This window comes from Paenibacillus sp. JNUCC32 (assembly GCF_014863545.1).
GTDB classification, from domain to species: domain Bacteria; phylum Bacillota; class Bacilli; order Paenibacillales; family Paenibacillaceae; genus Paenibacillus_AQ; species Paenibacillus_AQ lautus_A.
The window spans coordinates 5426009-5439009 of record NZ_CP062260.1 but is presented as its reverse complement, the minus strand read 5'-3'; the positions used below and the strand labels follow the sequence as shown (position 1 = coordinate 5439009).

The following is a 13001-nucleotide window of genomic DNA, read 5'->3' as shown; positions in this document are numbered from 1 at the left end:
TTATAATACAGATGAGAAACATGTGAAAACTCAGGTGGCGCCCATAAGTTAAATGGTATAATTGAAGTTGTGACGGAGGTTCATGTTCGATGAAAAACGATAAGCCTAACAACGACAATCACATAGATTCGATAAGACATACTACGCACGTGACCGACCAAGGGATTCGCTTTGCCGAATTCGAGCTGGCCGGTGATGAGCAGGATATTCCACTGCCGGACAAGCGGCCGGATCTTCAGGAAGAGGAGATCGTTAATCCTAACGAGCAAGCGAAGAATTCCCTGATTGTGAAGCCGCAGCAGCCGCTGGACATGAATTGGGGCGAGGACTTCCGCTATGTGACCAAGGAACAGCAATTCGTGCAGAAGGCGAGGGAACTCGCATGGCATGTGGAGGATGAGGCCCCTTTCGTAGCCTTCAAAAGCTATTGGCCGACCTACGACCAGATGGCCAGCGACCAGTTCAAATGGTATTTTTACTGGCGGGAGGAAGTAAGGTCCGGGCGATATCCGGATACGGACCTTTCCTATCTTTTTGTCTATTTTTACGAGCTGATCCATGGCGTGGGCTGGAGCGATCCCCTGCAGGGCTATGCATTGATGGAGCAAGCGTGGACGGCCTACCGCAAGCGTTATGCCAAGCTGGATACGTATCTACGGGAGTGGTTATATGATTTTATGATCGTGCATGGCCTGGATATGCCGATCCGGGAGACGTACCAGCGTTTTCCGCGCGTCTTATCCGCTGAGCTGAAGGAGAAGGAATGGAAGCGCCGGTTCTCCCTCCAGCCGGTGGAGCTGACGTGGGAGCTGCTGCTCGATTTGCTGGATTATGACGTGGAGAAGAGCCGTTTTTACCAGGAGAAGGGACGCAAGGACCTGGAAGGGTACGCTCCGAAGGTGATTGCGCTCGTGGACAGCTATTGGGCCAAAATGAAGGGGCAGCGTCTTATCGACCGCTTTCAGCCGCGGCCCCGGCAGGTGAAACGGCATTTATTCCGCAGCGCGGTGTACGATCACGGGTTATACGGCCGAACCGTCGTGCTGACGGTAGTGTCCTTAAGCGAGCACGCTCCTTTACGCTCCTATATAACCGGGCTGGTCCGCTTGACCGAGAATAAGCTGCGGGAATTGAGGGGCTTCAAGGGAAGGCTGCGCGGAGCGGATGCGGTAGAACCCGAAGTGGAAGAGATCATCACCCGTTATCTGAAAAAAGAGATCCAGGAGCAGATGGAGGCCGAGCGCAAGCAGAGCCTGCCTGAGGTTCAGATCGATACGGGGAAGCTGCGCCGCTTGCAGCGGGAATCGGACCAGGTCCGCGACATGCTGCTTACGGAGGAAGCCGGGCAGCTGGAGGTTGAAGCGGAGAACAGCCGACCTGCAGCGGAAATTGTAACGGATGCGGGGACCTCTTCGGGCTATGGGGGACATGCAGCAACTATCAGGAGAACGGGTGCGTCTTCAAAGGGGCATTCCTCTCCAAAATCCGCGGCGAAGAACCCGGAAGTGTTCCAGGCAGTGATGGATTTTGATGCGGTTATTTATGAAGAGACGCCAGTTCCAGAGGAAGCCCGGAATGAAGCTAAGGAGCAAGAAGCGCTTATTGTGACCGAGAAGGAAGAAAAGGCAATCGCTGCTTCGGAGGATGAAGGAACAGCGCTCGCTGCACCCGAGAGTAAGGAACCATCCGTCCCGGCGGCTGGTAAATCATCTGAGGGTGCGGTGGTTTGGAATACGGACGGACTGGATGAGGATTGGCAGGAGCTCGGAGAGCGTCTTAACCTTATACACTTGGAGGTTCTGCACGCCCTCAAGTCCGGATCGAACCGAACACAGCTGCAGCGGATTGCGGAGCAGGCCGGCTCCATGCCGGCGCTGCTGCTTGATGAGATCAACGAGGCCGCGATGGATACCGTCGGCGATCTGCTGATCGATGGGGAGTCCATTGCGGATGACTATATAGATATGCTGGAAACATTGAAGTCCGTATAACCGGACGGATTGACATCGATTGGAATCGTTAAGACTGTAAGATGCTTGAAAGAGGTGGAACCATGACGGAACTGAAAATACCGAAGCGGCTCACGACCGCCCTCGTGAACTCTTTGACGGCCGGGGTCGTGCCGCGGGTGGGGCTGGAGTTCATCGCCGTCGGCCGCAAGCCGGAGGTGGAGTCGATCCTGCGCGACATGGATAATATCGCCGAGGGCGGCGCCGCCTTCCGGCTGATTACCGGCCGCTACGGAAGCGGCAAAAGCTTCCTGCTGCAGATCATCCGCAACTACGCGATGGATCGCGATTTTGTGGTGGCGGATGCGGATCTGTCGCCGGAGCGGCGGCTTGTGGGCACGAAAGGGCAGGGCCTTGCCACATACCGCGAGCTGATGACCCATCTGTCCACGAGAACGCGTCCGGACGGAGGCGCGCTGGAGGCCATTTTGCAAAAATGGATCGCCGCGATCCAGCAGGACATCATGCAAGAGACGGGCCTGCGCCCGGATGACCCTGCGCTGAACGATAAGGTGGAAACGCAGATTTATGCCGTGACGAACGGTATGCAGAATCTGGTGCACGGTTTTGATTTTGCTAAGGTTCTCGCTGCTTACTGGAACGGCTATAAGCTTGGCGACGATGACCGCAAGGGTGCGGCGCTGCGCTGGCTCCGCGGGGAAGTCCCGACGAAGACGGAGGCCCGCAAGGACCTTGGCGTCGGGGTCATTATCGATGACGACAATTGGTACGATTACATGAAGCTGTGGTCCGAATTTACGGCGGCCATCGGGTATAAGGGATTGCTGCTGTTCATTGACGAAGGGGTTAACCTCTACAAAATCACCAACAGCGTGTCCCGCCAGAGCAACTACGAGAAGCTGCTGACCATGTTCAACGACACGATGCAGGGCAAAGCGGAGCATCTGGGCATCTATATGGGCGGAACGCCGCAGTTTGTCGAGGATGAGCGCCGGGGACTGTTCAGTTATGATGCGCTGCGCTCCCGCCTGATCGACGGACGCTACGGCAGCAGTTCGCTGAGAACCTACACGTCGCCTATCCTGAAGCTGGACATGCTGTCGTATGAGGAGATTCTCATCCTCCTGCAAAAGCTGCGCGACATCCATGCCCTGCATTTCAAGTACGAAGCGCAGTTGACGGATGAGCAGCTGATCGCGTTCATGCAGACGGCCGTGAACAGGCTGGGAGCTGAGGAGCTGCTAACCACCCGCGAGGTGGTGCGGGATTTCATGGATCTGCTGCATACGCTGCATCAGCATCCGGAGGCCGCGTTTGAAGAGCTGCTAGGCGAGCGGGCAGCAGCGCAGCCGCAGGGCAAAGGGCAAAGCGATGCTCCTTCGGACGATCTGGACGATCTGCTGGCGGAGTTTGAGCTATGAGCGCGAACCCGTTTTCCAGACTGGCCCCGTTCATTCAGGAGTTTATCTATAAAAAAAGATGGGACGCCCTTCGCGAGGCGCAGGTGGAAGCCTGCCGCGTCCTGTTCGATACGCCCAATCATCTGCTGATCGCTTCCGGCACGGCATCGGGCAAGACCGAAGCCGCATTCTTCCCGGCGCTGACGGAGCTGTACAACGTGCCTTCCAGCTCGGTCGGGATCCTGTATATCGGGCCGCTTAAGGCGCTGATCAACGACCAATTCGAACGCATCACCGATCTGCTGAAGGAAGGTCAGGTGCCGGTATGGCATTGGCACGGCGACGTGTCCCAAGCCGAGAAAACGAAGCTGATGCAGAAGCCGTCGGGCGTGCTGCAGATTACGCCGGAATCGCTTGAAGGGCTGCTCATGAATCGTCCGAACGCCATCCCGGCGCTGTTCCAGGATTTGCGGTATGTCATCATTGACGAGGTGCATGCTTTCATGGGAGCCGACCGGGGCATTCAGGTGCTGAGCCAGCTGACTCGGATCGAGCGGATGGCTGCCTGCTCCCCTCGCCGCATCGGGCTGTCGGCGACGCTCAGCGATTACGAAACCGCAGCCGGCTGGCTGGGCGCAGGCACGAAGCACGCAGTCGAGGTCGTTTCGCCGCAAGGGGGGCGGAAGCTGCGGCTGTCGGTGGAGCATTTCTCCTTCCCGGATGCCCGGGACGAGAAGCAGGCGGAGCAGCTGGAGCTTGCGCGCAAGGCCTACTACGATTTCGTATACGACAACACCCACCTGAAAAAAGCGCTGGTCTTCACCAACAGCCGTTCGGATGCCGAGCTGACCACGCTCGAGCTGCGGCGGATTGCGGCCAAGCGCGAGCAGCGGGATGTCTTCCATGTGCATCATGGAAGCATCTCCGCCATGCTGCGCGAGGAAGCCGAGGCCGCGCTCCGCGAAGGTCCGGGGCCGGCGGTTGCGGCGGCCACCCTGACGCTGGAGCTCGGCATCGATCTCGGCGAGCTGGAGCGGGTCATCCAGCTGGGCGCGCCGTACAGCTGCTCCAGCTTCGTTCAGCGGCTGGGGCGCTCCGGCCGGCGGGGGGATCAGGCCTCCGAGATGATGTTCCTCTGTCCGGAGGACGAGGACGAGGAGGCCATGCTGCCTGCGCGCATGCCGTGGATGCTGCTTCGGGCCATTGCCGTCATTGAGCTGTATATTCGCGAGAAATGGGTCGAACCGCTGGCCCTGCGGAAGAAACCGGTTGGCGTGCTTTACCATCAGACGATGAGCACGCTCAAGAGCATGGGCGAGGCCGAGCCGCCGGATCTGGCGCGAGCGGTGCTGACGCTCCCGGCCTTCCGCGGCATCGAGCCGGAGGAATACAAGGAGTTCCTGCAGTATTTGCTCCAGACGGATCACATCCAGCGTACGGAGGAAGGCAGCCTGATCATCGGCCTTGGCGGGGAGAAAATCGTGAACAACTACCGCTTCTATGCGGTGTTTAAGGACGATGAAGAGCATGTCGTCTATAACGGGTCGGAAGAAATCGGATCGATTACGACCGTGCCGCCGCCGGGCTACTGCTTCTCGCTGGCAGGCAAGCTGTGGAAGGTAGAGGAAGTCGACACGAAGCACAAGGCCCTGTACGTGAAGTCGGCCAAGGGCAAGGTCGATACGTTATGGCTTGGCGCAGGCGGCGATGTGCATACCCGCGTGGTGCAGAAGATGCGGGAGGTGCTCGCTGACAGCGCCATCTATCCGTACCTGGCACCGGGTGCGGTGAACCGCCTGGAGCGGGCCCGCCGACTTGCTCGGGAGAGCGGACTGCTGAAACAGGTGGTCATACCGGCGGGCGGCGATTCCCTGTTCATTCTGCCTTGGACAGGCAGCAAGCAATTTCGCACGTTGGAGCGGTTGCTGAAGCATAATCTGTCGGAGCGGCTTGCTCTCCGTTCTATCGTGCCGATGGAGCCGTATTACATGGTGGTCGCGGGCAAGGTCGATAACGAGACGCTGATGGAGGAAATTAAGCAGGAGTTGGCGAACTGCGAGGACGCCGGCGCGCTTCTCGATCCCGAAGAAGCGCCGTATCTCGGCAAATATGACGAGTTCGTCCCGCCGAAGCTCGTTCGCACCGCTTTTGCCGCCGACGGACTGGATCCGGAGGGGCTGGCAGAGGCGCTGGGGCTGGCACGTGGAGCAGCGGGAAGGGGAGCTGCGGATGGGTGACAAGGAAGAAATACTTCCCGGTGGGAATGTTAACGAAGTCGTACGTATCGGAAATAACGTTCACCGAACTACGAAATGGAGTTCTTTCGTGCATGACTTGCTCCGATACTTGGATAAGCAGGGTTTTGAAGGCGCCCCCAAGTTCATAGGCATTGATCATGTCGGTCGCGAGATCTTGTCCTTCATTCCTGGAGAGGTGCCGGGAAACCAATATCCTGATTTTAAACCCTATATATGGTCGAACCATGCCCTTATCCAGAGTGCAGCGTTGTTACGGCGTTATCATGACGCCGTACAGGGCTTTGCTGTAACTTCAATCCAACCAGAGGTTGCACATACCTCTCAGGCTTCGGGGGAATGGGACGATGAAGTGATCTGTCATAATGATGCCGCGCCATACAATATCGTTTTTCAAGATGAAGTGCCGGTTGCACTAATCGATTTTGATTTGGCAGCGCCAGGTCCGCGTATCTGGGACATGGTTTATATGCTATACACCTCAGTCCCGCTGGCAAGCTTTGCAATAGATTACACGACAGGGACATCGATACCTTATCGATCCGAATTGCATGCTGCGGATCGCACGCACAGAATATCGCTGTTCTTTAAATCCTATGGCATATCACCGCCTCCCAACCTGAAAGAATGGACTATAAGACGCCTCAAGGCATTATGCGATACACTTACAACCGGTGCGGCACAAGGCAACAAGGCTTACCAGAACATGATCGATGAGGGACATGTGGCCCATTACGAAAAAGAGATTCAATTTCTGCAGGCACACTTTGAAGAGTGGTACCGATGAAGGGTACGATTTGAAGAGTGCCTGCCTTTTTTCATATTATCCCTCCAAGGGTTGTTGAGCATAACTGAAAAAATATTTGTAACCCCTTCCAAAAAAGCATTGTGTTCACCTCACATATGTGGTAACTTATGAACATAAAAACGTTTTTATCGCAAAGGAAATGGAATGGTTATATGGGTAAAGTAACGATCAAGGATGTGGCAAGAGAAGCCGGAGTCTCCATTTCTACGGTTTCGAATGCATTGAATGACGTAGATGTATTGAACCCGGAGACCAAATCCCATGTGCTGAAGGTGGCGGAGCGGCTCAATTACGTACCTAACCTGAACGGAAAGCTGTTGAAGTCGGGCAAGACCAAGATGCTGGGCTTTTTTACAACAAGCGTGTCAGGGCCTTACTTCTACACATTGGTGGAGTCGATGTCACGGGAATGTGACCGTCTGGGTTATGGTTTGAACGTGTTTGTGACGAAGGATAAGCAGGTGATCATGAGCAATATTATGGGCGGCCGGGTGGACGGCGTCATTATCTTCGAAGAGCTGAAGATCGACGACAAAGACATCGCTGCCATGGAGAAGGATAAGATCAAGGCCGTTTTCCTGGATCGCGAGGTTCAGAACGAGACGATGGGCAGCATCATATTCGACTCTTACGTAGCCGGTTATGAAGCAACCAAGTACCTGATCAGCCTGGGGCATAAGAAGATTGCCTACATCTCCGGCGTGGATACGATGTTTGACAGCGTGCAGCGGAAGGAAGGGTATCTGGCTGCGCTCCGGGAGTGCCAGTTCCCGATCGACGGAGACTACATACTGCAAGGCTATTTCGAGGAAGAGGGTTCCTATAACGCCGTCAAATCGTTTCTTCACTTACACCCAGGCAAAGTGCCGGATGCTTTTCTCGCCGGTAACGACGTGAGCGCCATCGGCTGCATCCGGGCCCTGAAGTCCCAAGGATACGAGGTTCCGCAAGACGTCAGCGTCGTGGGCTTCGATGATATCGATATCGCACAGTATTTTACGCCGCCTCTATCGACCGTTCGCAACCAGATTGCCAGACAGGGAATTCTGGTCGTGGATCATCTGGTGCGCATGATTCAGAAGAAAGAGAAGGGCAAGATTCAGAAGCTGCCGGGAGAACTGGTCGTTCGCGGCTCCAGTCATGTGAAGATGAATAGGAATGAACCGGTTTAGCTGAAGGGAACGATTGCGTCAAACTGTTTTTTTTAAATGATTTTAAAAATTAGGGGTTTTTTTCGCAAAAAATAAAAACGTTTTTATTGCGAAGCGTTTTTGATCAAAGGGGGTTAAGCAGGTGAGCAAAACAGCTGCAGTTCAGTCAACCGGCACGGGAGCGGTTCAACCCACCGGGAAGAAGCCCATGGGGCAGAGGATCAAGGAATTCTTTATGGATTACAAGCGGCAATGGGAGCTTCAATCGATGATCATTCCCGGCGTCATCTTCATGTTCATCTTCTGCTACATACCGATTTACGGTTTGACGATTGCGTTTAAAAATTACACCGTTATCGATACGCTGGATTCCGCGCCGTGGGTTGGCCTGGACAATTTCAAGATCATTATGTCGGACAAGTATTTCTGGGACTCCGTCGTCAACACGCTGGGCATCAGCTTCTTGAAATTGGCGATCGGCTTTGTCATTCCGATTATTCTGGCCATTATGATTTACGAGGTTGGCATGGGGCGCTTCAAAAAATTCGTCCAAACCGTCTCGTACCTGCCTCACTTCTTGTCCTGGATCGTATTGGGCGGCATGCTCATTACTTGGTTCTCGACATCCGGCCTGTTCAACGAAATATTGCTTGCTCTGGGACTGATCTCGCAGCCGCAAAACATTTTGCTCGATCCAAGCAAGTATTGGTGGATTGCAACGCTGTCGGATATTTGGAAAGAGGCCGGCTGGGGAACGATTCTGTACCTGGCGATCATGGCCAAGATCGATCCTACCTACTACGAGGCCGCAAGAATCGACGGGGCCAGCCGCTTGAGACAAATCTGGAACATCACCCTGCCGAACATGAAGATGATTATCAGCTTGAATTTGATCCTGACTGTAAGCGGTTTATTGGGATCGAATCTGGATCAAACCTTGGTGCTCATGAATTCGCAGAACCGTGAAAAGGCCGAAGTCATTAACTCGTACGTGTACCGGATGGGTATGACGCAGGGAGATTTCTCCTATGCCACAGCGGTTGGTTTGGGCGTATCCATCATCTCCGTCATTCTGCTCGTTACGGCGAATAAGGTGACCAGTAAATTAAACGATAATCAATCCGTTCTATAGGTCATGCAGAAGGGGGTATAACGGTGAATTTCAAAGCAGCAAAAGGAGATCTCGACAGCCGGATCTTTGATACGATCAACATCATTTTACTGGTTACGTTTACGATCATCATCGTCGTTCCGTTATGGAACGTCGTCGTCTCATCCTTCAGCTCGGGCAGGTCCCTTGCCGAGGGCGGGTTCATCTTCTGGCCTACCGAGTTCTCCCTTGAGAATTATCAGGCCGTGTTCAGGGATGCCAACATATGGAATGCTTTCTTCATCTCGGTGGCCAAAACCGTGATCGGGGTCATCACGCACGTGTTCTTCTGTGCCATGGTGGGTTACGGCTTGAGTAAAAAATACGTCCGCGGCCGCAAGTTTTACGTGGCGATGGGCGTTGTCACCATGTTTTTCTCGGGCGGCATGATTCCGACGTACTTGTTGATCAAAGACTTGGGGCTGCTAAACAGCTTCTGGGTTTATATCATCCCGGCTCTGTTAAGCTTTTACGACGTTATCATTCTGATGAACTTCTTCCGCAACGTGCCGGATTCGCTGGAAGAGTCGGCAAAGATCGACGGCGGGGGCGACTGGAGGATATTCCTGAGCATCTTCATTCCGCTTTCCATGCCGGCCATGGCCACAATTGCCCTCTTTAACGGAGTCGGGCAGTGGAACGATTTTATGACCACCAAATTGTATATCACGGATCAGTCGCTGTATCCGTTACAGATGATGCTGTATGAGATTATTGTGCAGTCCCAGACCCAATCGATGCAAAATATCGGTTCGGTCGCGATTCAGACGACGACCAAAGGGGTCCAACTAGCAACAATTGTCGTGACGACGCTGCCGATTGTTGTGATGTATCCAATATTACAGAGATATTTTATCTCCGGCATGATGCTCGGAGCTGTTAAAGAGTAGCGAAGCCGCAGCTCTTTAAGGGAGTGGAACAGAAGCACGCCTGTAAAGACAAGGGTTTATTGAGAAAGCGCTTTTATTTAAAGGGAGGGTTACAGGATGTTGATGAACAAGGCTATGGGTAAGAGAGGACTTACGCTGCTTACGGCTTTGATGGCCGTTGTGCTGGTTGTGAGCGGCTGCGGCGGATCGGGGGGCTCCGGCTCCAAGAAGGAGAATTGGGTTTCGATCGAGGACCGGTATACGCCGGATCCGGAAAAGCCGGCTTGGCAGCTGGACAAAAAAGAAGAGACCACCGAGCTGACTTGGTACGTGAATGCGGACTGGTGGAACACGGATTTCGGCAAGGACGTTGTCACCAAGAAGATCAAGGAAGACCTGAATATCAATATCAAATTCATTACGGGTGACGATACCAAATTGAATACGTTTTTTGCCGGCGGGGATATGCCTGATTTGATCACGACGTTTGACTCGAACTCCCCGGTCGTGCAAAAAGCGGCTACATGGGCGCTGCCGCTGAACGATCTGGCCGAGAAATATGACCCTTATTTCAATAAGGTAGCGGCGCAGGATACCCTCAACTGGTTCCAATTGAAGGACGGCAAAACGTACGGATACCCGAACTATTCCAATACGCAGGAAGACTATGACAGCGGCAACATTCCTGCCAAAACGGCATTTATCATCCGCAAGGACGTGTACGAGGCTATCGGCAAGCCAGCGATGGGAACGCCTGAGGAATTCCAGGCTGCTCTCGCGGATATCAAGAAGCAATTCCCTGCCCTGATTCCACTGGGCTTCAACTCCATCGGCGAAGGCACGGGCTCGCTCGGCGACGTGCTGCAGGATTTCATCGGCGTGCCGCTGGAAGACGAGAACGGCGGCTTCTATAACCGGAACCTGGATGAAGATTATCTGACTTGGGTGAAGGCGTTCAATACCGTATACCGTGACGGCGCGATCAGCGATGACAGCTTTGCCGATGACGGAACGGCTTTTGAAGAGAAGGTGAAGGCGGGCAAATACGCAACGATCATGCTGGACGGCACGCCGCAGCAGGGCGGAAACCTGCAGAGCTTCTACAGCAACAACAAGGGCAAAGAGTACATCGCAATTGACGGACCGCAAAGCACGGTCGGACATGCGCCGACTTTGAACCAATCCGGTATCACGGGCTGGATGATCAGCTTTATCACGAAAGAGAACGCAGACCCTGCCAAATCCATTCAGCTCTTCACGTACCTGTTAAGCGAAGAAGGACAAATGCTGATGAACTATGGCATCGAAGGCGAGACTTACCAAGTGAACGCGGACGGAACGGTGGAATTCCTGCCAGACGTGAAGGAGCTTCAGATGAACAATCCGGATACGTTCAAGAAGGACTACCGCATGGGCGAATTCATGTTCTTCGGACATGACCGCCACAAGGCGCTGAGCGGGGATGCTTTCCCGGATGCGATCAAGCAAATGCAGGAATGGGGCAAAGGCAAGCTGACGCCGCACTTTATTTTGGAGAATATCAACCCGGATCAGGGCACGCCGGAAGCGCGCTCCCTGACGGCCATTAATACGAAATGGAACTCCACGCTCGTCAGCATGATTCGCTCGAAGGACGACGCAACCTTCGATAGCCTCTTGAACGATTATAAAAAGTTCCTGGACGATAACAACTGGGATAAAATCGTCGAAGTCCGCAACGAGAAGATGAAGGCGAACAAAGAGAAGCTGGGGCTGAAATAAGTTTGCGTTAATGGATGGAGGGGCCCCTTTCTTGACAGGAGAGGGGCTCTTTCCAAGTTATCTTCGGTAGGCCATGGGTAGGAAGACACAAGAAACCTGGAGGGAAACAACATGCTGAACATCACCATCTACCAATCAAACGGTGAAGAAGAATTATTCGTGAAGAAAGACAAGGCGCAGCTGATGCCCGTAACTACGGGTGCAGCGAAGCATAAGGTTGTCATCGATGAGGAGCAGACGTTTCAGGAGATGGACGGCTTCGGCGCGTCCTTCACGGACTCCGCTGCTTATTTGATCCATCAGGTGCTGGAGACGAAGCAGCGTTCCGAGCTCATGACGCAGCTGTTCGATCCAAACGAAGGGATCGGGTTATCCGTACTCCGCCAGCCGATGGGAGCATCGGATTACGCGCGTGACTTCTACAGCTACAATGATATGCCTGAGGGCCAGACGGATGTAGAGCTGGAGCAGTTCTCCATTGCGCATGACGAGAAAGATATCATTCCTCTCCTGAAGGAAGCGCTCAGCTTGAACCCGGATGTCAAGCTGATGGGTTCCCCGTGGAGCCCGCCCGGCTGGATGAAGACGAGCGGGTCGATGATCGGCGGAGAGCTGAAGCCGGAATACTATTCGGTATATGCTGATTACTTTGTGCGTTACATCCAGGGGTATGAAGCCAACGGGCTGCCGATTTATGCCGTCACGCCGCAGAACGAGGCATTATACTCGCCGGGACATTACCCCGGCATGATCATGCTGCCCGAGGCACAGAGCGATTTCATCAAGAACCATCTGAAGCCGCAATTCGTAAAGAACGGCATCGGTACGAAGATTCTCTGTTATGACCATAACTGGGACAAGCCGGACTACCCGCTGACCGTATTTGAGCAAGCGGCCGACGCGGTGGATGGGGTTGCCTGGCACTGGTACGGCGGCAAGCCGTCGGCCCAATCGGAAGTCTTCGAGGCATTCCCGGGGAAAGAGGTTCATTTTACGGAAGGATCGGGCGGGGAGTGGATTCCGCCGTTTGAGCAAGCCTTCTCCAATGTGATGCGGACCGGAATCGAGATTCTCCGCAATCACAGTAAATCTTACGTGCTGTGGAATATGGCACTGGACGAGAAGAACGGACCTACCGTGCCGGGCTTTGGCAAAAGCACCTGCCGCGGCATCGTGACGGTGAATCAGCAGACGAAGGAGCTTACCTATACGCTGGACTACTACGCGCTGGCGCACTTTAGCAAGGTGATCCGTCCCAAAGCGCGGCGTGTGGCATCTACCAGCCATGAGTTCATCCGTTCGGTAGCCTTCAAGAACACGGACGGCTCGATTGCCGTCGTGTTGTTCAACGACAGCGAGGCTTCGGAGAGCGTGGCGATCCAGCTGCGCGGGGAAGAGGCGTTGCAGCTGGAAATGCCGGCCAAGAGCGCGCTGACAGTCAAGATGGAGAGCAACTGATTGGAGGCTGCGGTGGCCTCTATAACAGCAACTGATTGAAAGCTGCGACCTCTATAACTGAATGATAAAAAGCCTGGAACGATGGTTCCAGGCCTTTTTCTTTTTTTCGTTAGAGAACGGAACGTATAAACCTCTAGAGCTTATGGTCCTGATCTCGCAAGACAACGCTCCGTTCCGGT

Annotated in this window: 9 protein-coding genes; all 9 read left to right on the top strand. The window is 54.2% G+C overall.

The window, feature by feature from the left end; all coding sequences use genetic code 11:
* Positions 1–89: 89 nt before the first annotated feature.
* Positions 90–1991, top strand: a complete 1902-nt coding sequence (locus JNUCC32_RS23955) for a TerB N-terminal domain-containing protein (RefSeq protein ID WP_192570079.1) — start codon at positions 90–92, stop codon at positions 1989–1991.
* A 62-nt stretch (positions 1992–2053) separates the two neighbouring features.
* Positions 2054–3391: an ATP-binding protein gene (locus JNUCC32_RS23950; protein WP_192570078.1), complete on the top strand. Its 1338-nt coding sequence runs from the start codon at positions 2054–2056 to the stop codon at positions 3389–3391.
* On the top strand, positions 3388–5607 hold the full coding sequence (locus JNUCC32_RS23945) for a DEAD/DEAH box helicase (RefSeq protein ID WP_192570077.1): 2220 nt from the start codon (positions 3388–3390) through the stop codon (positions 5605–5607). Before JNUCC32_RS23950 ends, JNUCC32_RS23945 begins: the two co-directional genes overlap by 4 nt.
* On the top strand, positions 5600–6412 hold the full coding sequence (locus tag JNUCC32_RS23940; RefSeq protein ID WP_192570076.1) for an aminoglycoside phosphotransferase family protein: 813 nt from the start codon (positions 5600–5602) through the stop codon (positions 6410–6412). The genes JNUCC32_RS23945 and JNUCC32_RS23940 overlap by 8 nt, the downstream gene beginning before the upstream one ends.
* 173 nt (positions 6413–6585) lie before the next feature.
* Positions 6586–7605: a LacI family DNA-binding transcriptional regulator gene (locus tag JNUCC32_RS23935; protein WP_119850513.1), complete on the top strand. Its 1020-nt coding sequence runs from the start codon at positions 6586–6588 to the stop codon at positions 7603–7605.
* Positions 7606–7726: 121 nt separating this feature from the next.
* Positions 7727–8716: an ABC transporter permease gene (locus JNUCC32_RS23930; RefSeq protein WP_012818460.1), complete on the top strand. Its 990-nt coding sequence runs from the start codon at positions 7727–7729 to the stop codon at positions 8714–8716.
* A 23-nt stretch (positions 8717–8739) separates the two neighbouring features.
* The gene (locus JNUCC32_RS23925; RefSeq protein ID WP_090910332.1) at positions 8740–9624 is read left to right on the top strand and encodes a carbohydrate ABC transporter permease; all 885 of its coding nucleotides are present in this window, start codon (positions 8740–8742) and stop codon (positions 9622–9624) included.
* A gap of 96 nt (positions 9625–9720) precedes the next feature.
* Entirely contained in the window at positions 9721–11364 is a 1644-nt protein-coding gene (locus JNUCC32_RS23920; RefSeq protein ID WP_012818462.1) for a type 2 periplasmic-binding domain-containing protein, read from the top strand.
* 111 nt (positions 11365–11475) lie between these two features.
* A complete protein-coding gene (locus tag JNUCC32_RS23915) occupies positions 11476–12822 on the top strand; it encodes a glycoside hydrolase family 30 protein (RefSeq protein WP_192570075.1) in 1347 nt (448 codons plus the stop codon).
* The last annotated feature ends 179 nt before the right edge of the window (positions 12823–13001 follow it).

Excerpts from the sequence above, each read along its gene's own strand:
- JNUCC32_RS23955 (WP_192570079.1), top strand. The coding sequence starts at position 90 with ATGAAAAACGATAAGCCTAACAACGACAATCACATAGATTCGATAAGA.
- JNUCC32_RS23950 (WP_192570078.1), top strand. The coding sequence starts at position 2,054 with ATGACGGAACTGAAAATACCGAAGCGGCTCACGACCGCCCTCGTGAAC.
- JNUCC32_RS23945 (WP_192570077.1), top strand. The coding sequence starts at position 3,388 with ATGAGCGCGAACCCGTTTTCCAGACTGGCCCCGTTCATTCAGGAGTTT.
- JNUCC32_RS23940 (WP_192570076.1), top strand. The coding sequence starts at position 5,600 with ATGGGTGACAAGGAAGAAATACTTCCCGGTGGGAATGTTAACGAAGTC.
- JNUCC32_RS23935 (WP_119850513.1), top strand. The coding sequence starts at position 6,586 with ATGGGTAAAGTAACGATCAAGGATGTGGCAAGAGAAGCCGGAGTCTCC.
- JNUCC32_RS23920 (WP_012818462.1), top strand. The coding sequence starts at position 9,721 with ATGTTGATGAACAAGGCTATGGGTAAGAGAGGACTTACGCTGCTTACG.
- JNUCC32_RS23915 (WP_192570075.1), top strand. The coding sequence starts at position 11,476 with ATGCTGAACATCACCATCTACCAATCAAACGGTGAAGAAGAATTATTC.